The 24,181-nt window shown below is 67.2% G+C and carries 24 protein-coding genes; 14 read left to right on the top strand and 10 right to left on the bottom strand.

Features of this window, described 5'->3' with window-relative positions; all coding sequences use genetic code 11:
• Positions 1-17: 17 nt before the first annotated feature.
• Together ACWDUN_RS13480 and ACWDUN_RS13485 are read left to right on the top strand one after the other, a co-directional pair.
• Positions 18-518 carry a gluconokinase gene (locus tag ACWDUN_RS13480; RefSeq protein ID WP_449929315.1) on the top strand — a complete coding sequence of 167 codons (501 nt, stop codon included), beginning with the start codon at positions 18-20 and terminating at the stop codon, positions 516-518.
• Positions 519-545: 27 nt separating this feature from the next.
• Positions 546-1,946, top strand: a complete 1,401-nt coding sequence (locus tag ACWDUN_RS13485) for a GntP family permease (protein ID WP_449929317.1) — start codon at positions 546-548, stop codon at positions 1,944-1,946.
• Position 1,947: 1 nt separating this feature from the next.
• Here ACWDUN_RS13485 and ACWDUN_RS13490 read toward each other — a convergent pair whose 3' ends face one another.
• Together ACWDUN_RS13490 and ACWDUN_RS13495 are read right to left on the bottom strand one after the other, a co-directional pair.
• Entirely contained in the window at positions 1,948-2,367 is a 420-nt protein-coding gene (locus ACWDUN_RS13490) for a hypothetical protein (RefSeq protein ID WP_449929319.1), read from the bottom strand.
• Between the two features lie 399 nt (positions 2,368-2,766).
• Positions 2,767-3,408, bottom strand: a complete 642-nt coding sequence (locus tag ACWDUN_RS13495) for a GNAT family N-acetyltransferase (protein WP_449929321.1) — start codon at positions 3,406-3,408, stop codon at positions 2,767-2,769.
• Between the two features lie 430 nt (positions 3,409-3,838).
• Between ACWDUN_RS13495 and ACWDUN_RS13500 the strand changes: the two genes are divergently transcribed.
• Positions 3,839-6,250, top strand: coding sequence for a VCBS domain-containing protein (locus ACWDUN_RS13500; protein WP_449929323.1), 2,412 nt, complete (start codon positions 3,839-3,841; stop codon positions 6,248-6,250).
• 61 nt (positions 6,251-6,311) lie between these two features.
• Here ACWDUN_RS13500 and ACWDUN_RS13505 read toward each other — a convergent pair whose 3' ends face one another.
• Complete coding sequence (locus ACWDUN_RS13505) at positions 6,312-6,734, bottom strand: nuclear transport factor 2 family protein (RefSeq protein WP_449929324.1); 423 nt, start codon at positions 6,732-6,734, stop codon at positions 6,312-6,314.
• A 103-nt stretch (positions 6,735-6,837) separates the two neighbouring features.
• On the opposite strand from ACWDUN_RS13505, the gene ACWDUN_RS13510 reads away from it, so the two are divergent.
• Entirely contained in the window at positions 6,838-7,599 is a 762-nt protein-coding gene (locus tag ACWDUN_RS13510) for a TetR/AcrR family transcriptional regulator (RefSeq protein WP_449929326.1), read from the top strand.
• Positions 7,600-7,608: 9 nt separating this feature from the next.
• Positions 7,609-8,271 (top strand): SIMPL domain-containing protein, encoded by a 663-nt coding sequence (locus tag ACWDUN_RS13515; RefSeq protein ID WP_449929328.1) that lies wholly within the window; start codon positions 7,609-7,611, stop codon positions 8,269-8,271.
• On the opposite strand, the gene ACWDUN_RS13520 is transcribed toward ACWDUN_RS13515, so the two are convergent.
• Positions 8,268-9,452 carry an alpha/beta hydrolase family protein gene (locus ACWDUN_RS13520; protein WP_449929330.1) on the bottom strand — a complete coding sequence of 395 codons (1,185 nt, stop codon included), beginning with the start codon at positions 9,450-9,452 and terminating at the stop codon, positions 8,268-8,270. The genes ACWDUN_RS13515 and ACWDUN_RS13520 overlap by 4 nt on opposite strands.
• 195 nt (positions 9,453-9,647) lie before the next feature.
• Here ACWDUN_RS13520 and ACWDUN_RS13525 point away from each other — a divergent pair, with 195 nt between their 5' ends.
• From ACWDUN_RS13525 to katG, 3 genes are all read left to right on the top strand, one after another.
• On the top strand, positions 9,648-10,802 hold the full coding sequence (locus ACWDUN_RS13525; protein WP_449929332.1) for a transporter substrate-binding domain-containing protein: 1,155 nt from the start codon (positions 9,648-9,650) through the stop codon (positions 10,800-10,802).
• A gap of 90 nt (positions 10,803-10,892) precedes the next feature.
• Positions 10,893-11,324, top strand: coding sequence for a Fur family transcriptional regulator (locus ACWDUN_RS13530; RefSeq protein ID WP_449929550.1), 432 nt, complete (start codon positions 10,893-10,895; stop codon positions 11,322-11,324).
• A gap of 28 nt (positions 11,325-11,352) precedes the next feature.
• On the top strand, positions 11,353-13,542 hold the full coding sequence (gene katG, locus ACWDUN_RS13535; protein WP_449929334.1) for a catalase/peroxidase HPI: 2,190 nt from the start codon (positions 11,353-11,355) through the stop codon (positions 13,540-13,542).
• 132 nt (positions 13,543-13,674) lie between these two features.
• Here the strand turns inward: katG and ACWDUN_RS13540 are convergent, their stop codons facing one another.
• The gene (locus ACWDUN_RS13540; protein ID WP_449929336.1) at positions 13,675-14,610 is read right to left on the bottom strand and encodes a DUF808 domain-containing protein; all 936 of its coding nucleotides are present in this window, start codon (positions 14,608-14,610) and stop codon (positions 13,675-13,677) included.
• 93 nt (positions 14,611-14,703) lie between these two features.
• Between ACWDUN_RS13540 and ACWDUN_RS13545 the strand changes: the two genes are divergently transcribed.
• A complete protein-coding gene (locus tag ACWDUN_RS13545) occupies positions 14,704-15,309 on the top strand; it encodes a TetR/AcrR family transcriptional regulator (protein WP_449929338.1) in 606 nt (201 codons plus the stop codon).
• Positions 15,309-15,977 carry an enoyl-CoA hydratase-related protein gene (locus tag ACWDUN_RS13550; protein ID WP_449929340.1) on the top strand — a complete coding sequence of 223 codons (669 nt, stop codon included), beginning with the start codon at positions 15,309-15,311 and terminating at the stop codon, positions 15,975-15,977. Before ACWDUN_RS13545 ends, ACWDUN_RS13550 begins: the two co-directional genes overlap by 1 nt.
• On the opposite strand, the gene ACWDUN_RS13555 is transcribed toward ACWDUN_RS13550, so the two are convergent.
• On the bottom strand, positions 15,952-16,476 hold the full coding sequence (locus tag ACWDUN_RS13555; RefSeq protein ID WP_449929342.1) for a helix-turn-helix domain-containing protein: 525 nt from the start codon (positions 16,474-16,476) through the stop codon (positions 15,952-15,954). The genes ACWDUN_RS13550 and ACWDUN_RS13555 overlap by 26 nt on opposite strands.
• A 131-nt stretch (positions 16,477-16,607) precedes the next feature.
• On the opposite strand from ACWDUN_RS13555, the gene ACWDUN_RS13560 reads away from it, so the two are divergent.
• Together ACWDUN_RS13560 and ACWDUN_RS13565 are read left to right on the top strand one after the other, a co-directional pair.
• Complete coding sequence (locus tag ACWDUN_RS13560) at positions 16,608-18,842, top strand: molybdopterin-dependent oxidoreductase (RefSeq protein WP_449929344.1); 2,235 nt, start codon at positions 16,608-16,610, stop codon at positions 18,840-18,842.
• Between the two features lie 12 nt (positions 18,843-18,854).
• Positions 18,855-19,355 (top strand): pyridoxamine 5'-phosphate oxidase family protein, encoded by a 501-nt coding sequence (locus tag ACWDUN_RS13565; protein ID WP_449929346.1) that lies wholly within the window; start codon positions 18,855-18,857, stop codon positions 19,353-19,355.
• Between the two features lie 69 nt (positions 19,356-19,424).
• On the opposite strand, the gene ACWDUN_RS13570 is transcribed toward ACWDUN_RS13565, so the two are convergent.
• Positions 19,425-19,691, bottom strand: a complete 267-nt coding sequence (locus ACWDUN_RS13570; RefSeq protein WP_449929348.1) for a GNAT family N-acetyltransferase — start codon at positions 19,689-19,691, stop codon at positions 19,425-19,427.
• The gene (locus tag ACWDUN_RS13575; RefSeq protein WP_449929350.1) at positions 19,681-20,640 is read right to left on the bottom strand and encodes a pirin family protein; all 960 of its coding nucleotides are present in this window, start codon (positions 20,638-20,640) and stop codon (positions 19,681-19,683) included. The genes ACWDUN_RS13570 and ACWDUN_RS13575 overlap by 11 nt, the downstream gene beginning before the upstream one ends.
• A gap of 245 nt (positions 20,641-20,885) precedes the next feature.
• On the opposite strand from ACWDUN_RS13575, the gene ACWDUN_RS13580 reads away from it, so the two are divergent.
• The gene (locus ACWDUN_RS13580; protein WP_449929352.1) at positions 20,886-21,356 is read left to right on the top strand and encodes a hypothetical protein; all 471 of its coding nucleotides are present in this window, start codon (positions 20,886-20,888) and stop codon (positions 21,354-21,356) included.
• A 73-nt stretch (positions 21,357-21,429) separates the two neighbouring features.
• Here the strand turns inward: ACWDUN_RS13580 and ACWDUN_RS13585 are convergent, their stop codons facing one another.
• Positions 21,430-21,720 (bottom strand): WhiB family transcriptional regulator, encoded by a 291-nt coding sequence (locus ACWDUN_RS13585; protein ID WP_449929354.1) that lies wholly within the window; start codon positions 21,718-21,720, stop codon positions 21,430-21,432.
• A gap of 351 nt (positions 21,721-22,071) precedes the next feature.
• Here ACWDUN_RS13585 and ACWDUN_RS13590 point away from each other — a divergent pair, with 351 nt between their 5' ends.
• Complete coding sequence (locus ACWDUN_RS13590) at positions 22,072-22,758, top strand: transcriptional regulator (RefSeq protein ID WP_449929552.1); 687 nt, start codon at positions 22,072-22,074, stop codon at positions 22,756-22,758.
• Positions 22,759-22,764: 6 nt separating this feature from the next.
• Here ACWDUN_RS13590 and ACWDUN_RS13595 read toward each other — a convergent pair whose 3' ends face one another.
• Positions 22,765-24,012 carry a MinD/ParA family ATP-binding protein gene (locus ACWDUN_RS13595; protein ID WP_449929356.1) on the bottom strand — a complete coding sequence of 416 codons (1,248 nt, stop codon included), beginning with the start codon at positions 24,010-24,012 and terminating at the stop codon, positions 22,765-22,767.
• Positions 24,013-24,181: the final 169 nt, after the last annotated feature.

Raw genomic sequence — 24,181 nt, forward strand, 5'->3', positions numbered from 1 at the left:
CAGGGTAGGTGGAGCGCATGAGGTCGCCAATCGTGGTCATGGGAGTTTCGGGCTCCGGCAAGTCGACCGTCGGCGCGGCATTGGCACAGCGGCTGCGCGTGCCCTTCGCCGACGCCGACGACTTCCACCCGCCGGCCAATATCGAGAAGATGTCGGCCGGGCACGCGCTCGACGACGACGACCGTTACCCCTGGCTCGAGGCGATCGGGGCATGGCTGGCCGAGCACCCGAACGGCGGCGTGATGAGCTGCTCGGCGCTCAAGCGCCGGTACCGCGATCAACTCCGCAACCATTGCGCCGATGTCGAATTCCTGCACCTGAGCGGCACACTCGACGTGATCGGTGCCCGTCAGGCCAGCCGGCCCGGCCATTTCATGCCGGCTTCGCTGCTGAGATCGCAGTTCCAAACCCTGGAGCCGCTGGAGCCCGATGAGTTGGGGCTCGTCATCGACGTCGATCGCAATATCGACTCGATCATCGAAACCTACGTCGCCGCAAGCGATATCACCACCGACTGATACATCCCGACATCCAACGGAGGACTAGTGGAAGCCATCGACCCGGCGTACGGCGCCACCACGCTGTTGCTGATCGCCGCGGGCGCCGTCGCCCTGCTGCTGTTTTTGATCATGAAGGTCAAGTTGCACGCCTTCGTGGCGCTGGTGCTGGTGAGCCTGCTGACCGCACTGGTGGCCGGTATCCCGATCGCCGATGTGCCCAGCGCGCTGAGCTACGGCTTCTCCAACACCCTGGGATCGGTGGCCCTACTGGTCGGTTTCGGTGTCATGATCGGGCGCCTGCTCGAGATCACCGGCGGCGCCCAGGTGCTGGCCGACACCCTGATCGGACGCTTCGGTGAGAAGCGGGCACCGTTCGCCCTCGGCGTGGCCGCCCTCATCTTCGGTCTGCCCATCTTCTTCGACGCCGGTCTGGTGGTCTTCCTGCCGATCATCATGACCGTCGCGCGTCGCTTCGGTGGCTCACTGCTGCTGTACGGCCTGCCGACCGCCGGCGCGTTCGCCGCGATGCACGCGCTGGTCCCGCCCCATCCCGGGCCGGTCGCCGCGGCCGAGGCCCTCGGCGCCAACATCGGACTCACCCTGCTCATCGGTGTGCCGGTGGCGATCGCGTCGTGGTACATCGGTGCCTACCTGGTGTCGCAGGCCATGGGCCGGCGCTTCGACGTCGACATCCCCGCCCTGCTGTTCGGCGAGATGAACGGCGGACACGAGGACGAGGCCGGCGTGGGCACCAAAACCCGCACCGCACCCGCCTTCTCGACCGTTCTCGGCGTTCTGTTGTTGCCGTTCGTGCTCATCTCGTTCAATACCGTCATCAGCACCCTGGTCACCGCGGGCGTCATCGCCGAGGACGCCACCTGGGCCCAGTACCTCAAGATGCTGGGCAACACGTCGGTGGCGCTGCTGCTCACGGTCCTGGTGGCCACCTTCGTATTGGGCCGGGGCCGCTCGATGGCCGATATCAGCGACATCCTGGACAAGGCGCTCGGACCGATCTGCGCCATCATCCTGATCACCGGCGCAGGCGGCATGTTCGGCGGGGTGTTGCGGCTCAGCGGTATCGGCGACGCGCTCAGCGACTCGCTGTCCAACCTCGGCCTATCGCTGATCCTGCAGGCCTTCATCATCGCCACCCTCTTGCGGGTGGCTCAGGGGTCGGCCACCGTGGCGCTGACCACCACCGCGGGTCTGCTCGGTGCGGCCGCGGCCGAGGCCGATCTCAGCAGCATCCAGTTGACGGCCATGGTCTTCGCCATTGCCGCCGGCGCGACGGTGCTCTCGCACGTGAACGATTCGGGCTTCTGGTTGGTCAGCCGCTTCTTCAACATGGACGTGAAGACCACACTCAAGACCTGGACGGTGATGGAAACGACGCTCGGGGTGAGCGCCTTCGGGTTCAGCGTGCTGTTGTGGGTCGCGGGTTGACCTAATCGCAGCTGGCGCAGACGCCGGTCAGCGACAACTCGAGGCCGCAAGAGCAGCGTTGGGCGGCCCGGCGCACATCGCGGGACCGGGTGTTGGTCGAGTAGATCCGGTTCGCCGGATGCTCGACGTACCAGGTGCCCCTCGGCGAACTGCTCGGCTTGCGCCCGACGGAGTCGCCCAACAGCCCGACGATCTCCTCCTCGGAACCGAAGCCGACCGTGTAGCCGTAATAGATGTGCAGATCACGTCGTCCGTCACGGCGGGTGGCGACGACGTGTGGTTTGGCGGTGTCGACAGCCCGGTAGGTCGTGATGCCCACGGCCTCGGTGATCTGCCGGATGAACGCGTGATTCTCGGTGGTGATCCGCGCCTTCGTCAACGCTTCGACGAGCGAGTCGGAGGCTTCGCCTGCTGACGTCACATGCTCGACGGTAGTCCGCAGCACCCGACAAGGCGCGCAACGCAGGTTGAAATCCGCACCAACGGAACGTATTCCGCGGTCGTCGTGCAAGCGACCAAAGGGAAACCTACAGAGCCTTCCACCACGCGACGGGCGCGCCGGTCTCGTCCCAGGGAGCACGAACCGGTGTCGTCGGACGCGAACGCCACCGCAGATGCGGCAGATGAAGAGCCGGCCATCGGTGTGAGGAGTGCATCGCATGCTTGGACAAGGTTCCCCCTAGCGTCTCCTGTGATCGGCCTCGTCGCCGATCTTGAGGTGCGGCCGTGTACCCGGTCGGTGCGAATCAAAACCCGTAGCAGACCGGCCGGGCCGCGTTGTGCGCGGGATGGAGGGTCACTTTCGCGTGGTGGACAGAAGTCAGGACAGTAGTGAGACGAGGGCGCCGGCGCCGGTGATCGTCGGCGCCAGGGCCCGGCGCACCGGTGAGTCCAGCCAGTCGTCTGCGGACAGCTCGTAGATCAGTTCGGTAAGGGGGCGACCGTTCTCGACGAAGGACTCGCTGCCGACCATCCGGTAGCCGAGTCGGGTCGACACCGCGGCGCTCGCCACGTTCTCATCGAGCGCCCAGGATCTTGCGCTCGCGGCCCGCAGGTGCGCGAACGCGAATTCCAGGACCGCAGCGCGCGCCGCGGTGCCCAACCCGCGGCGTTGATGGCTCGCGATCAACCACGAGGTGGTGCCCACGACCCGATGCCGCGGCCACTGCTCGAAGCCGGAGATGCTTTGCAGCCCCACCGGCCGGCCGTCGACCAGCACGGCGAGATCGAGTGTCCAGCCCGGGCCCGCGGACAGGTCCCGATTGGACCTCACCCGCGCGATCCGTTGCTGCTCGATCTCCGTGGGGGTCCGGCCGTCGATCCACTTCACGAAATGCGTGTGCGCCGCGGGCAATACCGCTTCCGGTGTGGCGGCGTACCGGGCGAGCACGGCCAGTTGTGTGTCCGTGGGCGCCGCGAGTTCGACGTCTCTCACGGCGATGCGCAGCGTGCTCCGCTCCATCACGCCGACAGTAGACCCGAGCCGACGCCGAACAGTTCGGCGACAGCCTGCCGTCGTGCACCCGTCGATCCGGGCGATCGGCAGAGCAACAGTTGCTCAACTTTGCTGTAATCCGATACGTCGGTACCGACCGTATGGCCGGGCACAGCAGCGCCCAAGCCTGGCAAATTCCAGAAGCGAATTTTCCGCCGGCAACAAACAAGCAGACTCCCGGGGATGAGTCGAGCAAACTGCACACCGTAACGAAGATCAAGCAACTGGTGACCACAGGTTGTCAACCGATTGAAATGCGGTGACGTCGACCGATCCAGTTTCGGCAAAACTGACATAAAGCCGCACTTTCGCTGACGCACTCGTTAATATACGGCTGGCTGTGAGCGCATTTCAGCGAAAAATCACGGTGACAACTGATAGCGAAGTGGGGACTTCAATGACAGGTGGGCATCGGTTGCCGAAAGGCGCCAAGGTCAATCGTTCCGGCAAGCGTAAGGGGCGCGGAACGCATCGCGCCAAGCCCGCTCGCCCCGAGCCGTACGCCTGGCTGGGCGTCGGCGCGGTAGCACTGGGCCTGGGCGCGGCGCTCACGACCGGTACCGGCGTCGCCTACGCCGACGACGGCGCGGGATCGACCGCCGGCCAATCGTCGTCCCAGTCGACGCAGGGCGCCTCGGGCGACCAAGAGTCGACGGACAAGCCGTCGACCGGGCCTTCGGCGCCCGACGGTAAGGACACCTCGGGCGCACCGGGACAGCCCGATGACGACGAGGACGACGACGACACGACGAGTATCGGTGGCGACACCACGATCGACCCGGGCGAGGACTCCGCTGACGAGGACGACGAAGATGAGCTCGATCCGACTCAGCCGGAGGTCATCGAGCCGCGCGGCAACAAGCCGGTGACCACGAAGAAGCATGCCGATCTGAGCACCACCGCCGAAACCTCCGAAACCGCGGACGTGACGACGGATGGTGAGGCGACCGACGTCCTCGATGGCCCGGATTCACCGGGATCCGAATCGAGGGGCGTCGAGCCGATCTCGACACCGGATGTCACCACCACCCAGACGTCGCACACGTTCCGGTCGGCGGCGATGACAACCTCCTCGAATCTGACCACCGCGGACGAACCGGCCCCGGCGCCGATCCCGAAGGCCATCGCCATCCCGGTGCTGAAGTTCGTCGGCGGATTCCTGAATCTGTTCGGCGTCAACACCAATTCACCGCTGCCACCGCTGGACCTGGGACTGGCCGCGGCGTGGACGTGGTTCCGTCAGCTGCAGACCGAGTGGGGTGTTGCGCCGCCGACCGGGGCCGGCACCACGACATCGGAGCCCGATCCCGACACCGGCGCGGTCTCCGGCGTGCTGAACGCCAACAACCCCTCGGGCCTGCCGTTGACCTACAAGGTGGCCATCAACCCACTGCTGGGTGAGGTGACCGTCGACGCCAACGGAGCGTTCACCTACACCCCGTCGGAAGCGGCACGACTGGCGGCGATTCTGGCGCCGATCAGTGATGTCTTCACCATCACGGTCTCCAACGGCATGGCGTCGAACTACGCAATCGTCACCGTGCCGATCGGCGCGACGACGGCCGGTACCCCGAGTGTGCCCGCGACGGTGTCGCAGAGCACCAATACCACCACCGGACTGGTGACCGGCAAGGTCGGGTCCACGGGCCCCACCGGTCACACCATCACCTACCAGGTCATCACCTCGACATTGGGTGGTCAGCTGACCTTCGACAGCGCCACGGGTGAGTACACCTACCAGCCGTCGGCGTTGTCGATGGCGCTGGCCAGCCTGGGCCTGGGCAGTCTCACCGACGTGTTCACCGTGGTCGCCAAGAACGGGTCGTTGACCAGCCTGCCCGGCATCATCACGGTACCGATCACGGCGGGCAATGCCACGCCGACCGCGCCCGCGTCGTTGTGGCAGAACACCAACACGACAACGGGTTTGGTGACCGGGCAGGTGGGATCCACCGATCCGGCCGGACAGTCGCTCACCTATACGGTGATCACCTCGACCCTGGGCGGGCAGCTGACGTTCAACAACGCGACCGGTGAGTACACCTATCAGCCGTCGGCCCTGGCGATGGCGCTGGCCGGTGCCGGCCTGGGCGACCTCACCGACGTGTTCACCGTGGTCGCCGGCAACGGGTCGCTCACCAGTGCGCCCACCATCATCACCGTGCCGATCACCGCAATCGATGGTAAGCCGGGCACTCCCGTGGGCGGGTCGCAGACCACGAACGTGGTGACCGGTGTGGTGACGGGCAGCGTGTCGGCCAACGATCCGATCGGTCAGGGCGTCACCTACGACGTCATCACTCCGACGCTGCAGGGCACGCTGAACTTCGACGAGGCGACCGGTGCGTACACCTACACGCCCTCGGCTACCGCCCGCGCTCTCGCCAGCACGGGCGTCACCGTCCCGGATGTGTTCACCGTGGTCGCGCGTAACGCCGCCGGCACCAGCAGCATCGCCACCATCACCGTGCCCGTGGCACCGAACCCGGCGCCACCGAGCACGCCGGTCAAGACGAACGAGCAGGTCGACAATGGAACCGGCCGGGTCACCGGCAAGCTGGTGTCGACCGACCCGAACGGTTTGCCGCTGACGTACACGTTGACGCTGGCCGGTATTCAGGGCAGTTACACGGTGAGCGCAAACGGTGACTTCACATTTCAGCCGACGAGTGCCGCGCGCGCTGCGGCATACACCGCGAGTTTGCTGGGTCGGCCGTATAACGACGTCTTCACGGTGACGGTGTCCAACGGCGTCTCCAGTTCGACCGCCATCATCACGGTGCCGGTCAGTCCCAAGCGGCCCTTCTGATCTGACATCACGGGCCGGTTCGACCAGCACGGTCGAACCGGCCCGTTCGTCGTTCAGGAACTCAGAAGTCGCCCCAGCCGCCCTGCACCATGGTCTGGAACTTCCACGCCCCGTCGATCTTGACCAGCAGATCGCCATAGCGGACTCGCTGTGAGAACTCGCCCATGGTGATCGTGGCGTCGGTGATCACGAAGACCAGATTCTCGTTCAGGAAATGCGGCGTGCGTATCGATTCCATCGAGACGTCCCCGTCGCCACCGAGCTGTTCGGTCATCTGCGCGATGTATCGCGACCTGTCACAAGATTCGGCCTTGTGGTCGGTCACCTCGTTGATGGGGAACATGGCCTGATCGGCCATCCCCTCGACGTCCTTGGCCGCCGCGAGCGCGTCGAAGTTCGCGAACCAGGCCAACACCTCGGCGACGGCGGCATCGGTCGGGTCGAACTCGGCGGCTTCGGGCACGGTGCGGGCCTGCTGGGACATGAGACCTCCTCGATCAGAAACTACATACAACGTACAGTGTACAGAGTACGCGACGAGGCACCGGCGCTGTCTAAACTCGGATCGTTGAGCAGAAGGGATCGACATGCCCGGTGACAGGCCGCGTAGCAGTGCCGGCGATCCCGCACGCACGCTGGAACTGCTGTGGCGTGAGCAGCGAACGCCGGCGCGGGGCCCGCGTCAGCGGATCAACGTCGAGCAGGTCATCGCGGCGGCGATACAGATCGCCGACACCGACGGCCTGAGCGCGCTCACCATCCGCGCGGTCGCCGCAGCACTGGGTGTGGCGCCGATGGGCATCTACACCTACGTGCCGGGCAAGGCCGAGCTGCTCGACCTCATGCTCGACACCGTCTACCAGCAGATGCCTCGCTCCGATCTGGTCGGAATGCTCTGGCGCGAAAGGGTTTCCGCGATCGCGCAGGAGAATCGAGCAATGCTGACGCGGCATCGGTGGGTCATCGATCTGCCGACCACCCGACCGCCGCTGGGACCGGGGCTGATCGCCAAGTACGACCACGAACTTTCGGCCTTCGACGGGTTGGGGCTCAGCGACCTGGAGATGGACGCCGCCTTGACCCATCTGCTGGGTTTCGTGGCCGCGGTCGCCCGGATCGCGAACGAAACCCGGTGGGCCGCCCTCGACAGTGGCCAGACCGACGCGCAGTGGTGGCAGCGGGCGGGACCACTGCTGGACCGGGTGCTCGACGCCGACCGCTACCCCTTGGCGGTGCGGATCGGCGCGGCCGCCGGGCATGCCCACAACAGTGCCTATGATGCCGACCACGCCTATCAGTTCGGCCTGGCACGTGTGCTCGACGGCCTGGCGGTCCTCATCGACACCTAGGCTGCAGACATGGCGACCGAGATCACGGTGCGAGGATCGTTTTCCACCTCCGCGCCGCCCGAGCGCGGCATGGTGCGCGCAACCATCAGCTACGAGGGGCCGGAGATGGCACCCGTTTACGACCGGGTGGCCCGCGATGTCGCCACGGTAAAGGATTCCATCGATCGCTTGCAGCGCACCGAGCCGTCGCCGATAATCCGATGGTCGGCCGAGCGGTTACGTACCTGGTCGGACCGACCGTGGAACTCCGACGGTGAGCGGTTGCCATTGGTACATCACGCCGCTGTCGGAGTCGAGGTGGAGTTCGCCGACTTCAGCGTGCTGTCACAGTGGGTCGGCGAACACACCTCGGGCACCGAGGGATTCGATACCAACCACGTGTCCTGGGCGCTCACCGATGAACGGCGGGAGGCGCTCATCGCGGAAGCGCGCGCAGATGCCGTGCGGGACGCGGCGGCACGCGCGCAGCAGTACGCCGACGCCCTGGACCTGGGCCCGGTGCGGCCGGTGGCCATCGCCGATGCCGGGATGCTGGGGTTGCAGGGTCCCGCGGCCGGGCGCGAGATGTTTCTGGATGCGGCGCCGACGGGTGGCGCGCCGGACGTGGAACTGGTGCCGGCCGACATCCACGTGGCCGTGACGGTGGAGGCCCGCTTCCTCGCCGGGGGCTAGTCGGCGAAGGCGTTGCGCAGAAACGGTGTCGAGTCGGCCAACGAGGCAAGCACGGTACCGCTGTGGTCCTCCTCCGGATAGACCCGCAGCTCCACGTTCTGGTTGTTGGCCACCAACTGGTCATAGAACGCCAACGTCGACTGGGGCGGGACGTCGCGGTCGAGCAAGCCCACGCCGAGGAAGATCGGCCGGTCGTAGCCGGTGACCGGGGTGCCCATGAAGTCGTTGAGGGCGGCCTCGATCCCCGGGATCGACAGCAGCGGCCGACTGAACATCGCCGCCGGGGACAGGTGGGCCAACTCGTCGGTGAGTGGGTGCACGCACACCGTCTCAGCGCGCGCCGCCGCGTGCAACCCCGCCGGGGACAGCACGCCGTTGATGTCGAGGTCCGGCCGGGCCTCGCGCAGTGCCGCGATGATGTAGGCCGTGTAGGCGTTGGCGACCGGACCCAGCTCCGGCAAAGTCAGATCGGGTCCGGCCTGCGCGACGAACTTCTGGATGTTGGCCGGGGTGCCGGTCGCGACCACGCCGCGGTAGTCCAGGCCACTGCCCGCGCTGAACTCGGTCGCCCACCTCGCGCTGGCGACGGCCGCCCCACCGCCTTGGGACTGCCCGACGATAGCCCACTTCGGTGACAGGGGCAGCGACATCTGGTGCGCGGCGATCACGGAATCGATGACACCGTGCGCGGTGGTGACACTGTTGAGGTAGCTCATCAGGCCGGGCGTACCCAGACCGGCATAGTCGCTGGCGACGACGGCATAACCCTGATTCAGCCAGTGCGACAGGTACTCGTCGTCCCGGGGTGTGCGCGGCACCGCCGAAGGTGTGCAGTCATCGCCGAGCCCGACGGTGCCGTGCGCCCAGGCGATCACCGGATAGCCACCCGCCGGCGCAGGCTCACGGGGAACGAAGACGGCCGCCGTGCTGACCGCGCGCGCGTCGTGCTGATCGGTGGTGGCATACAGAATCCGGTAGGCGCTGCCCGCGCCAGCCAGCGACAACTCCGGTGCGAGCGGCACGGTCTGAATCAGCCTGCCGGGAGCGGGGATTGGCGCCGAATAGAACCGGGCGTCCAGACCTGACCAGTTGGGCGCGACGGCGTGCGCCATCGCGGGAATGGCGAATGCGATTGCCAGGAAGAGCAATACGAGAATGCGCGCAGGTCGCCTAAGTGCCATGGCGTCAACCCTAGCGGCGCATCACGGTCGCGGCGCGCGGGGTAAGGTCGTTTGGCGCCGGATCCGTGTGGTCCGGCCCTTTGCCAGATCCTGCCTGGCGCACATGACGAGACGATGACGAGGGGGCTCATGGCCCGCGATGCGAGATCCGCGACACCGAGGGCAACACCGCTATCGCGATCCGGTCGAGGCGCCATGAGCCGGACGCGGCGGTGCACCGTGCACCTCATCGCCTGGCTGCTGTCGCTGTGGGGTGCGGCGATCGTGGTCGCCGGGCATGCCGCGGCCGAGCCGCCGGCCGATCCGCAGCCAGAGCCACGCTCGGTATCCGTGGCGGTGCACACGTTGGAGCCCTTCGTGATGCGCGCCGGCGGCGGTGACCTCACCGGGTTCAGTGTCGATTTGTGGAACGAGATCGCGCAACGGCTGGGCTGGACGACGGAATACCAGGACGTCGGCAATGTCCGGGGACAGCTTGACGCGGTCGGATCGCGGCGCGCCGATGTGGCGGTCGGTGGCATCTCACTGACCGCCGAGCGCGAGCGTTCGTTCGACTTCTCCCACCCCACCCTCGACGCCGGGCTGCAGATCATCGTGCCGGTACACGACACCCGACCGTCGGTACCGGGTCTCGGGGGCTACCTGGACCTGTTGCTGTCGCGCACGATGCTGATCTGGCTCAGCGCGGCGATCGTGGTGAGTGTGGTGCCGGCGCACATTTTCTGGCTGATCGAGCGACGCGCCGCCGAGCCGGTGGTGTCGCGGTCCTATCTGCCCGGGATCGTCCAGTCGTTCGGGTGGGGTATCGGCTCGCTGGTGGGTAAGAACGCCACGTCGGCGACCCGGACCGTGACGAAGGCCATGGCGATTCTGTGGGGATTCGCCGGCATCGTCTTCATCTCGTTCTATTCGGCGAACCTCAGTGCCAGCCTCACCGTCGCGAAGTTGGATGCCAAGATCAGCGGGCCCGCCGACCTCTACGACAAGTCCGTTGCCACGGTCTCCGGCACCACCGCCGCGGAGTACCTGCAGGGCATGGGCATCGATGCGACCCAGACCGAGACCGTCGAGAACGCGTATCACCTGCTGCGCGAAGAGGGCTATGACGCCGTGGTGTTCGACGCGCCGACGCTGCGCTACTACGTCGCCCATCGCGGTGCGGGTGTCGCGGTGATGGCCGGCCCGGTATTCCACGAGGAGGACCAGGGTTTCGTGATGGCGCTCGACAGTCCGCTGCGCAAACCGATCAATCAGACCCTGTTCCGGATGCGTGAGGACGGGACCTACAACCTGATCAGACAGAAGTGGTTCGGCGACGACGTCGCCACGACCGCCGGCGACGCCAACTGAACTGCTCGACAGTGCCTATCGCCTTATCTTGACTAATTCCAGAAAACCGGCAACACTCGGGATGTGGCTACTGCAGAAGACTTCCGGCGGATGCTGCGGGGTGCCGCACTGCGGGTGACTCGCCCGCGGCTGGCGGTGCTCGACGCCGTCCACCGGCATCCGCACACCGATACCGACGCGGTGATCCGCACGGTGCGGGCCAATTTGCCGGATGTGTCGCACCAAACCGTCTACGACTCGCTCAGCGCATTGACCGCCGCTGGTCTGGTCCGCCGGATCCAGCCGACGGGTTCGGTGGCGCGCTATGAGTCGCGGGTCGGTGACAACCACCACCACGTCGTGTGCCGATCGTGTGGGGTCATCGCGGATGTCGACTGCGCGGTCGGGGCAGCGCCCTGTCTGACCGCAACCGACCCGTCGGGCCGCCTCGACGGATTCGCCATCGACGAAGCCGAGGTCATCTATTGGGGTCTGTGCCCTGATTGCCTCGGCGCACCGAAGTTTCAACCCAGTTCGCAATAACCAGTCCGACAGCCCGGAAAGGAACCACGTGTCAGAGACAAGTCCCCCCATCGGTGAGGCGCAGACCGAACCCACCGAGGCCAAGTGCCCGATGATGATCAAGCCGCCGGTAGAGGGAGGCAGCAACCGTGACTGGTGGCCCAACGCGGTCAACCTGAAGATCCTGCAGAAGGATCCCGACGTCATCAACCCGCTCGACCCGGACTTCGACTACCGCCAGGCCGTGCAGACCCTGGACTTCGAGCAACTCGCCGCCGACGTCGACGCGGTGATGACCGATTCGCAGGACTGGTGGCCGGCCGACTTCGGGCACTACGGACCGTTTTTCATCCGGATGTCATGGCATGCCGCGGGCACCTATCGGGTCGTCGACGGCCGCGGCGGGGGCGGCAAGGGCATGCAGCGGTTCGCGCCGCTGAACAGCTGGCCCGACAACGTCAGCCTGGACAAGGCACGCCGGTTGCTGTGGCCGGTGAAGAAGAAGTACGGCAAGAAGCTGTCCTGGTCGGATCTGCTGGTCTACGCCGGCGACCGCGCGCTGGAGAACATGGGCTTCAAGACCGCCGGATTCGCGTTCGGTCGCCCGGACTACTGGGAGCCCGAGGAGGACGTCTACTGGGGTGCCGAGCACGAGTGGCTGGGCAGCCAGGAGCGCTATGCCGGCGCAGACGGTGACCGCACCAAGCTGGAGAACCCGCTCGGTGCCAGCCACATGGGCCTGATCTACGTGAACCCCGAAGGGCCGGAGGGCAATCCGGACCCCATCGCCGCCGCCATCGATATTCGCGAGACCTTCGGCCGGATGGCGATGAACGATGTCGAGACCGCCGCGCTGATCGTCGGCGGGCACACCTTCGGCAAGACCCACGGCGGTACCGACGTCGAGAACGGTCCCGAACCCGAGGCTGCGCCGCTGGAGCAGATGGGATTGGGTTGGAACAACGCCGGTTTGGGTAACGACACCGTCAGCAGCGGTCTGGAGGTCACCTGGACCCACACCCCCACCAAGTGGGACAACTCTTTCCTGGAGATCCTGTACGGCAACGAATGGGAGCTGTTCAAGAGCCCGGCCGGTGCCAACCAGTGGCGGCCCAAGGACAACGGATGGGCCAACTCGGTGCCCAAGGCGCACGGCAGTGGCAAGACCCACCCGGCCATGCTGACCACCGACCTCTCCATGCGGATGGACCCGATCTACGGTGAGATCACCCGCCGCTGGCTGGATCACCCCGAGGAACTGGCCGAGGCCTTCGCCAACGCGTGGTTCAAACTGCTGCACCGCGACATGGGCCCGGTGGCCCGCTATCTCGGCCCGCTGGTGCCCCAGCAGACCTGGCTGTGGCAGGACGTCGTCCCCGCCGGTACGCCGTTGTCCGGTGCCGACGTCGGCACCCTGAAGGCGGCCATCGCCGACTCGGGACTGACCGTGTCACAACTGGTTTCGACAGCCTGGAAGGCGGCGGCATCCTACCGCGACAGCGATATGCGCGGCGGTGCCAACGGTGGTCGGATCCGGCTGCAGCCGCAGTTGGGCTGGGAGGCCAATGAGCCCGACGAGCTGGCCCAGGTGATCGCCAAGCTCGAGGAGATCCAGGCCTCGGCAGGCGTGGCGGTGTCCTTCGCCGATCTGGTGGTGCTCGGTGGCGTGGTGGGCCTGGAGCGGGCGATCAAGGCCGCCGGCTTCGATGTGCCGGTGCCGTTCACCTCGGGCCGCGGCGACGCCACGGCCGAGCAGACCGATGTCGAATCGTTCGCCTACCTGGAGCCCACGGCCGATGGCTTCCGCAACTATGTGGGCAAGGGTCTGGCGCTGCCCGCCGAGTACCAGTTGATCGATCGGGCCAACCAGCTGAATCTGTCGGCGCCGGAGATGACGGTGCTGATCGGCGGCATGCGGGTGCTCGACACCAACTTCGGCGGGACCACGCTGGGCGTGCTGACCGACCGGCCCGGCCAGCTGAGCACGGACTTCTTCGTGAACCTGCTCGACATGAGCACCAAGTGGGCGCCGTCTCCGGCTGACGACGGCACCTATGTCGGTACCGACCGTGCTACCGGCGCCGAGAAGTACACCGCCAGCCGGGTCGATCTGCTGTTCGGGTCGAACTCCCAGCTGCGCGCGCTGGCCGAGGTGTACGCCGAGGACGATGCGAAGGAGAAGTTCGTCAAGGACTTCGTCGCCGCATGGACCAAGGTGGCCGATGCCGATCTCTTCTAGGCCGAACTGAACCAATCTGCAGCCCTCAATCCAGGCCGGCCCCTTCGGGGGTCGGCCTGGTTGTGGTTTTGCCACCGTTGACACCGCGCCCACGGCGCACACGTACGAGAGGCGCGCGCCGTCAGCGCAGAGTCAGTGGGCCTTCTTGCCGAAGGGCAGGAAGTGCACGATGGTCGCGACGATCGCGCCGATGACCAGGCCGACGATCGCGGAGATCCCGGTGTTGACGATCCAGGCCACCCCGCCCTCGGCGAATCCGATGGCATGCGACACCCAGTGCTCGGCGTCGTGCACCAGAGCGTACGGCGGCCGCAGACCGGCCTCGTAACTCTGCGCCAACAGGATGTGCCCGCCCACCCACAGCATCGCGACGGTGCCGATGATCGACAACGCCGAAAGCACCTTGGGCATCGCCGCGACCAGACCACGACCCAGCTTCTGGGCGAAGGTCGAGGTGCGCTGGGCCAGCGCCAGTCCGCCGTCGTCCATCTTCACGATGAGCGCGACCACGCCGTAGACCGCCGCGGTGATCACGATGGCGACCACGATGAGGCTGGCCAGTCGCATCCAGAAAGTCTGTTCGGCCACCTCGTTGAGCGCGATCACCATGATCTCGGCGGACAGGATGAAGTCGGTGCGGATGGCGCCGGCCGTCATCGTCTTCTCGGCGTCCTGACCCTCGACGGCCGCGGGCGCGGCATGGGCGTCGTGACCTGAGATCCAGCCCCAGACCTTCTCCGCACCCTCGAAACACAGGAAGGTCGCACCCGCCATCAGCAGATAGGGCAGTGCCCACGGCGCGAAGATGCTGAGCAGCAACGCCGCGGGCAGGATGAACACCAGCTTGTTGCGCAGCGACCCGATGGCGATGCGCTTGATCATCGGCAGTTCACGATCGGCCGTGATGCCCTGCACGTACTGCGGTGTCACCGCGGTGTCGTCGATGACGACGCCGGCGGCCTTGGCGGTGGCCTTACCCGCGGCGGCACCGATATCGTCCACCGATGCGGCGGCCAGGCGGGCCAGGGCAGCGACATCGTCGAGGAGTCCGAACAGGCCTGCGCTCATGTACCGAAGGCTAGCCGCTGGGCCCGCGCCATGCGATGCCCGGCCGGCAAACTCGCAGCAATAACAGAGCGAGTGCTCTGTTATCATTGGACGATGCCGCGCCCCCGCGTGTACGACCTAGACTCGGTGCTCGACACCGTGGAGTCGCTCGCGGTCCGAACCGGCCCGGCAGCGGTGACCGTGCGCGCCGTCGCATCGGCGGCCGGGGTGTCCAACGGCGCGCTGTACCACAACTTCTCGTCGCGAGCCGAGTTGCTCGGGCGAGCCTGGGTGCGTGCGGGCACCCGGTTTCTGTCCATCCAGCGTGCTGCCGCCGAGTCCGCATCGGGCCGCGAGGCGGTGGTGGCCGCCGCGTACGCACCCGTGCTGTTCGCCGAGCGGCACCCCGATTCGGCTCGGCTGGTGCTCACCGTGCGGCGTGAGGAGATCCTCGGGCCCGGCCTGTCCGACGAGCTCACCGCGCAACTGCACGGACTCGACCGGCGCCTGGTCACCCTGCTGATCGGCTTGGCCGAGGGAATGTGGGGCCGCGGTGACGCCGCCGCGGTGGACACCATCACCACCTGCGTCGTCGACCTGCCGACCGCAATCCTGCTCAACCGCGACCGGCTGGGCGACCCGACCGCCCGCGCCCAGCTCGGCGCCGCCGTGCGCGCGGTCCTCGACATCGGCGCACCACTACGGAAGGAACGACAATGATGACGGCTACTCTCGACACTGTGGACGGAATCGCCGTGCTCACCCTCGGCGATGACGAGAACCGGTTCGCCCCAGAACTTCTGGAGACCGTGCACAGCCTGTTGGACCGCGTGATCGTCGAGGGGGCAACGGGACTGGTGACGACGGCGACGGGCAAGTTCTTCACCAACGGATTGGACCTGGACTGGCTGGCGGCCAACGGTGAGCGCACCGCCTGGTACGTCGGCCAGGTGCAGGACCTGCTGGCGCGGGTGCTGACACTGCCGGTGCCGACGGTCGCCGCGATCGTCGGGCACGCCTTCGGCGCCGGCGCGATGCTGGCGGCCGCCCACGACTTCCGGGTGATGCGCGCCGATCGGGGTTACTTCTGCTTCCCGGAGGCCGATATCCGCATCCCGTTCACCGACGGGATGGCTGCGTTGATCCAGGCCAAACTGACGCCGCAGGCCGCCGTGGCGTCGATGACCACCGGCCGTCGGTTCGGCGGCCAGGATGCGCTCGCATACGGGATCGTCGACGCCACGGCCGCCGAGGGGGCGGTCACCGACACCGCGCTTGAGCTGGTGCGCCCGTTGGCAGGCAAGGATCCCGGCACCCTGGGGGCCATCAAGACGACGATGTTCGGGCCGGCGGCCGAGGCGCTCAGGGCCGCCGCAGCACCCCGTTGAGCACCAGTGCGGCCAGCTGATCGGCGGCCGTGTCGACATCGGCGACCCGACGCACACACACGGCATACCAGGCGCCGCCGGCGATGACGTCCATCAGCGTGTCGGCGTCGACGTCGGCGGCCGCACCGTCGGCAACGGCGGCCGACAGCCGACCGGCCAACTGCGCACGCGCCGTCGCCTCCAGCCGGTCGCTGATCACGCGCCGCATGTCGCGATCATTGCGCAGGTCGGCCAGCAGTCCCGGAATCGATTCCCGGACAACGGGATCGCCGTACATCCGGATCGCGCCCCGGCACAACCGGATGATCTCGGCGGTGAACTCGTCCGCCGGCGCGTCGGGGCCGAGATCGGGAAAGACGGCCTCGTGCACCAACTGGGCCTTGGAGCGCCAGCGCCGGTAGACGGCCGGGCGGCTGACACCTGCGGTCGACGCGATCAGGTCGATCGTGGTCGCTGCATAGCCCCGCTCGACCAGTAGCGCACGGGCGGAGGCGAGCACGGCGGTATCGATGGCCGGGTCGCGGCGCGATCCCTGCCTGCGGTGGCGCGGTGCGGTCTCGTCGATTTCGACCTCCCGATCCAGAATTGTCGTTACAGTCTGTCACAACAAAGTCCGGCGGGAGGCGTTTCATGGATCTCGAACTGGCCCCGGTCGGGGCGGACGGTCATCACCTCTACACCTGCCCGCTGTGTGAGGCGATGTGCGGCTTGGACATTCATGTCGAAGGCGGCAAGGTCGCCGGTATCCGCGGTAATCCCGACGACACCTGGAGTCGCGGGCACATCTGTCCCAAGGGCGCGACCCTCGGCGCTGTGCACGAGGACCCCGATCGCATCCGCAGGCCCATGATCAAGGTCGACGGGGACTGGCGCGAGGTCGACTGGGACAAGGCCTTTGCGCGCTGCACCGAACTGCTGGCTCCGATCATCGCCGAACACGGCATCGGTGCCGTCACCGCCTACACCGGTAATCCACTCGCGCACTCGTTCTCGCTGGCCCGCTATGCCGCCATCCTGCTGGGTATGTCGGGGATACCGTTGACGTACTCCCCGGGCACCGTCGACCAGTGGCCCAAGAACCTGACCAGTCATCTGATGTACGGCGGTTGGTGGTCGATCCCGGTTCCGGATATCGAGCACACCGACCTTTTCGTCGTGATGGGCGCCAACCCGGCGGCATCGCAGGGGTCGCTGATGGCCGCACCGAATGTGATGGGCTTGATCGACGGTATCCGCAACCGCGGCAGGGTGATCGTCATCGACCCGGTGCGTACCATGACCGCGGCGCGCGCCGACGAATGGCTGGCCATCACCCCGGGCACCGACGCGGCACTGCTGCTCGGTGTGGTGCACACGCTGTTCGACGAAGACCTGGTGAACACCGGCGCCGTCGGCGCACATCTGCACGGTCTCGACGTCATGCGCAAGGTCGCCACCGAGTGGGCACCCGAACGGGTGGCCGGGGTGACCGGAATCGGAGCCGAGCGCATCCGTGCCCTGGCCCGCGAGCTGGCGGCCACACCGCGCGCCGTGGTCTATGGCCGAATCGGCCTGTGCAATCAGGAATTCGGCAGCCTGGCGAGCTGGCTGGTAGACGTGGTCAACATACTCAGCGGGCACTTCGACACCCGAGGTGGCCTGATGTTCCCGCAGCCGACGGCGTGGTCCATCACCACCCAGCCATTGCCCGGACTGGAGGACGGGGCACCGGAATTCGGCCGGTACCGCACCCGGGTCCGCGGCGCGAAGGAGGTCCTGGGGCAGGTGCCGGTGTCGTGTCTGGCGGAGGAGATCAGCACGCCCGGCGACGGGCAGATCCGCGCGCTCATCACGGTGGCCGGCAACCCGGTGCTGTCCACTCCGGGCGGACACCGCCTCGACGAGGCACTGCCCGGACTGGACGCCATGATCTCGGTTGACCTGTGGCTCAACGAGACAACGCGCCATGCCGACGTCATCCTGCCCGGCCTGTCCCCGCTGGAGCAGCCACACCATGACGACCTCATCCTCAACTTCGCCGTCAACAGCATCGCGAACTACTCCGCACCGGTCTTCGCTGCCGAGGACCGTCCGCAGGAGTGGGAGATCCTGATCCGGCTGACCGGATTGTGCACCGGCACACCGGCGCAGGACGTCGACGTCGCCGCCATCGACGACGGTTTCTTCGACTACCTCGCCTTCACCCAGGGTCTCGACGGCGCCGAGATCAGGAAGCGGTACACCCATGGCGGCCCCGAACGGGTGCTCGATCTGACGTTGCGCACCGGTCCGTTCGGCGACCGCTACGGCGAGAACCCGGACGGGCTCACCCTGGCGAAGCTGAAGGACCAACCAAACGGCATCAACTACGGTCCGATGCAGCCACGGCTACCCGATGTACTCGGCACCACGGATTCCAAAATCCGTTTGGCGCCACAGTATCTGCTCGATGACCTGCCGCGGCTGGCGGCGCGGTTGGATCGCGCCCCGGACGAACTGGTCCTGGTGAGCCGACGGCATCTGCGCTCCAACAACTCCTGGCTGCACAATGTCGGGCCGTTGATGAAGGGGCGCGACCGCTGCACATTGCTCATGCACCCGTCCGACGCGCAGCGCTGCGGCATCGTCGACGGCACCGTGGTCGAGGTTTCGTCCGAAGCGGGGCGGCTGCGGGTACCGGTGGAGGTGACCGAGACGATCCGCGCCGGTGTGGTGTCGATGCCGCACGGGTGGGGCCACGGAGTGCCCGGCACCCGGATGGCGGTGGCCAACCGGTCACCGGGGGTGAACACCAACATCCTGTCCCCGCCGACGTTCCTAGACGAGCCGTCGGGCAACGGCGCGCTGAACGGCATCCCGGTGACCGTCACCGCCGCGGCATCCTGATAAGGATTGATCATGGGAACCAATCAGCGCGCCAACATCGTCATGGCCGACGACGAGATCGCCGAGTTCATCGCACGCAGCCGCACCGCCACGATGGCCACGGTGCTGCCGAACGGCCGGCCGCACCTGGTGGCCATGTGGTACGCCGTCCTCGACGGCGAGATCTGGTTCGAGACCAAGGCGAAATCGCAGAAGGCGGTGAACCTCCGACGCGATCCGACCATCACGGTCATGATCGAGGACGGTCACACCTATGACACCCTGCGCGGCGTGTCCATCGACGGCACCGCCGAGATCATCGACGACCCGGAGACCAATCTGCGGGTCGGGATCAGCGTGTGGGAGCGCTACACCGGTCCCTACAGCGCGGACATGAAACCGTTCGTCGACCAGATGATGAACAACCGCGTCTGCGTCCGCGTGATCCCGAGCCGGACCCGCAGCTGGGATCACCGCAAGCTCGGCATGCCCGCGGTCCCGCTCGGCGGCAGCACCGCCCAGTATCTCGGCTGATCACCGCCCAAACGAACATACGGGCGCCAAAGTGCGAGACGACGCCACCCGAACGTCGATCTCGGCGCGCTAGGGGTTCTTCGCCAGGTACTGGGTGACCATCGAGCAGTAGGACTGGATCTGCAGACCCGCGGCGCGGGTGGCCGCGACGGTCTCGGCGACGAGCTGGGTGCCCAGACCGCGGCCGCCGAATTCGGGATCGATCTCGGTGTGGGTGAACACCCGCACGCCATCGCGGTCGTGAAAGTCGATCAACCCGACCTGTCGGCCGTCCAGCGCGATGGTGAAGCGATTCTCGCCGGGTGTCACCACGGCCGCACTCTGTTCAGCGCTCACGAGGTTTGAGTCTAGTGCCGGGCATGCCCGGGGCCGGGAGTCGGTCGACCGCCCCGCGGTAGCCGACGACGTTCCCGAACTGATCGGTGCCGTCCTGCCACGCCTGCCGGTAGGCGACGATCTCGTCGTGGTTGCGGCCGACGAAGTTCCACCACATCAACAGCGCCTCGTCGAACGGCGGTCCGCCCAGCACGATCATCCGGGCGGGCTGGTCCGCCCGATTCACGATCGTCAACCGATCGCATCCGGTGCCCTGATAGGCCAGATCCGCCCGCGCCGGCGTGTGCGCACCGACATCGACGCTGCCACTGTCGAGCAGCACTCCGTGTTCGAAGGTCGGGTCCACCTCGAGGTCCACGCGCGCGTGCGGCGCCAGATCCAGCTGGGCCCCCAGCAGTGGGGTGAAGGTGTGCACGGACGAACGCTCACCCGCCAACTCGCCGAGGAATACCCGCACCGTCGCGCCGTCGAAGCGGCGGGGCCGCGGCACGAAGTGCGCGAAATCGCGAGCGGTGTGGCGATCACTGCCGGGCAGCGCCACCCAGAGCTGGACTCCGTGCAGTGTCCGCGTCGCCGCGGTGGACACCTCGGAATGGCAGATACCGGCGCCGGCCGTCATCAGATTGAGCTCGCCGGGACGGACCAGCGTATGGACACCGCCGCTGTCGCGGTGCTCGATCTCGCCGCTGAAAAGCCAACTGACGGTTTGTAGTCCGGTGTGCGGGTGCGGCGGGACGTCCATCCCGGCCTGTTCGCGCACATCGTGCGGACCGTAGTGGTCAGCGAAGCACCAAGCGCCGATCATGGACCGTTCACGCGACGGCAGCGTGCGCCGCACCGGCATGGCCCGCGGTCCACCCAGCGGTACCACCCGTGAATGCAGCACACCGGTGGCCAAATTGGATGCACCGCAAGCGACTTCGTCAGGCGCAGACTCGTCGTTGCTCACCGGTTGAGTTTAGTCGGATTTGGGGACGGTGCCGGCATGTCGCCTCTCGGCAAGTGGTCGCTCGAAGCGACGGATTACTAAGTGGTACCCGGGGCATGTCCGGCACCGTCGGAACCTTCAACACCATTTCGAGCCCACGCTATTCCGCGTGGGGCGGGGTGATCAGTCTCACCCCGGCGGCACGTCAAAATTGACGTTCCGGAAGCTAGTGTCGTACCGACGAGTAACTTGCGAAGGGTGTAGCGATGAGGGCGCGTCGGGGCGCAAAAATACTGGTGGCGGCGTTGGCTGCGCTGGCTGTCAGTGGCGGTGTCGCCGCCGCGGCACCTGCGGGGGCGGCCGTCATGCCGATGACGAGCATCGTGCGGGCCTGCGATTACAGCGTGTCCCCACACACCTGGCGCACGGGCAACGCCCGCGCCGTCGCGTTCGTGCACCCGGCGACGGCCGATGCAATCTCCATCGACGTGCAACTGCAGACGGCGCTGCCCAACACGAACTATTACGTGAAGGTCTTCCAGATGCCGCGTGGTTCGGCGGATTGCGGTGTCGCACCGATCGGTGTGCGCACCGATGCCGTCGGGGCCGTGACCGCAACGGTCACCACACCGATCAACGCCGACACCACCGGTGTGTGGGTGTCGGTCGAACGTCCCGACCCCTATTCGCAGTTGCCTACCGAGGTCTATACCTCGGACTTCATCGCCGAGGTCTGACGGACCTTCGGCAGAGGTTGAGGTGCCGCTCCCGCTGCCGGCCCCTCGAAAACGGCAGCGGGAGCGGACCGTTCTAGGCGGACTCCAGAAAGAGTCGACGCAGCCGCACCGGATAACCGTTGCGTTCGGCCAGCGAGCGCAGTTGCTTGAGGGCGAAGGTGCGTCCGCGGCCCGCCTCGGGAATGACGATCCCGGCCCACAGGCCCTCGGCGCGGGGGAGTTCACAGGCTTCCCTAGCGCAAGCCCACCGGCGCGGGCACATCCGGCAGATCGCCTTGGCCTCTTCGTCGGCGGTGCTGGTCCAGCGCTCGGGATCGCGGGTGCATTCGCCGACCGGCAGTCCGTCCAGGCCCAATGCGTTCATGATGTGTCTCCTCGTACGGCGGCGGCTCAACTGCCGCATTGCAGACGAATGTAGAGCACAAACCGTAGCGATGCAACAGTTATGCGTGATCCGACACTGCGGTGGGTGGGTGGCGGACACGGGCGTAAGTGCTGTGCAGCGTCGTTTATCAGCGCAGACTGCGATCCTTGGCGATTCGCTGCAACGGTTTTGCCATTGCATTGATACGGTTCTCCCGATTGCAGTGCAGCGACTTCGAGACCCCAATCCATAGCACTGCTCCAGGTTTCGTTACGATCGGCGGACCCAGTTCGGGCACGGAAGGGACATGGCGTGGTCGAGACCGGCAGCGACTCCGCTGACGACCCCGGCATGGTGCGTGCCGGTGCCGCGGCCGCCGCCCGTCGCCGCGAACTGAATGTCAGCCAGCGTCGCCTCGCCGCGGACGGCATCATCAACGCCGGAGCGCTGATCGCGTTCGAGAAGGGCCGCAGCTGGCCGCGGCTGAGCACCCGGACGAAACTGGAGTCGGTGCTGCAATGGCCGCCGGGCACCATCGAGCGGATCCGTCGCGGAGAGCCCGCCGTCGCGCCCGCACCTCCGCGCCCGCCCGCCGCAGCGCCCGAAGAGGTCCCGCTCATCGCCCAGGCGGTGGTGGCGGCGGCCAACACGTTCACGGCCACCATCGAGGCGTTGCCCCCGATCGGCGATCCGGGCTTCACCACCCGCGCCACCGGCATCCTGGCCGATCTGCGTCAGCTCGAGGCGGTGGCGGCCAGGGCCGCGCGGATCCAGGTGACACCGGAACTCATCCGCGCGCTCAGCACGGTCCGCGGCCGCATCGACGAGCTGACGCTGCGCGCGGCCGATGCGCCGACAGCGACGCTCGGGCAGCGGCTCTATGCCGCGCGGCGGCGTGCCAACCTGACCGTCGGCGAGACGGCGCAGGTCGCCGGGGTCGGCGAGGACATCATCACCGGTGCCGAATCCGAGCAACCGTTGACCGCGGCCGATGCCGAGGCCGTCGAAGCGGTGGTCAAACAGATCGACTGGAGCTGAAGCCGCTCAGAACCGTTCCCGGTGGCGATCGTCATGGGTGGGGAAGTGCGCCGCCAGCGCGGCCGCGATCTCGATGAACTTCCGACGTGTCGGTTCGGACATCACGCCGGTGCCGGCGATGACGCCACCGGGACGCAGCTGACCGTCGAAGGGCACCTCCACGACCGCCTGACCCTGACCCGCGAACTGCTGTGCCAGGATCCCGCGGGTGCGCTTGTCGGCGTGCCCGTCGGAATCGTTGAGCACCACGACGGTGCGTTGCAGCAGGCTGGTCAGCCCGCGCGCCGCCAGCCAGTCCATCGTCTGCCCGGCTGCGGCCGCTCCGTCCACCCACGGTGAGGACACCACGATCAGCGCGTCGAGGTCACGCAGCACCTCCTGGGTGACCGGACTGTCCATGGTGGAACTGCAGTCGACGATGGAGATGGTGAAATGCCGATCCAGTCGTGCGGTGGCCTCGCGATAGATCGCGGGGTCCAGCACCCGGCGCCGCGCCGGAGTGCCCTCCCCGGCCAGGACGAACAGCCCCGCGGCGTTGTTGCCGACTCGGCTGCGGATATCGGCGAACGTCTCCAGGTGCTGGTCAGCTGCCAGCTCCCAGTACGAGCCGATGGCCCTGGGATCCACCCGGCTGCCCAGTTTGCCGAAGGCGGTGTCGGCGTCGATGGCGACCACCCGGTCGTCCTGACGCAACTCGGCGAGCACCGAACCGACACAGGCCGACACGGTGGTCTTGCCGACCCCACCTTTGCCGAGCACACCGATCTTGTAATGCCCGCGCAGTGCACCCCGGATGCCCGCCTCCAGATCGGCCTGGTGCACCTCATCCGGCGACGGGCCCAGATTGATCAGCCCGAACGACGCCCGGAACAACAGCCGGCGCCACCCGCGCCCCGGCGGGGTGCGTCGGGCAGGTACGAGGTCGTGGACCGGAATCCGGTCGGCGTAGGAGGCCGGCGGCGCCGGCGGGGTGACTCGTCCCGGTGGCGGACCTTGCTGCGACCACGGCTGCTGCGGATAGGGCTGCTGCGGCTGTCCGGGCGGACGGGTCGGCGGGGCGGTTGGCCGGGGCTGCGGGGTCCACGGTGGCTGCGGTGGCTGCGGCTGCCGCGCCGGGATCGGCCCGGTGTCCAGGCCGGGCCCTGCTCCTTGCGGCGCGGGTGGCATCCCCGGCTTCGCGGCGGGCTCGTAGTCGGAATCCTCCGGGCCGGTCCAGCCCAGCTCGCGGCGCAGTGCGTCATCGCGGTCGGTCAACGCGTCCTCCTTGCGAATGTCACCCCAGTATCAACCACGGCCGCCGTGGCGTTGCATGAGCTCACCCGTCGGCAAACGGTGTGGCCTGCCGAAATTGGTGCATCTGCGGTACTGCAGGCGCTGTTAATGTCATCTGGGAATTTTCCGGCGAATCGGCCCGCGCGGCCCG

It is taken from the genome of Mycobacterium sp. NPDC003323, from assembly GCF_053589535.1.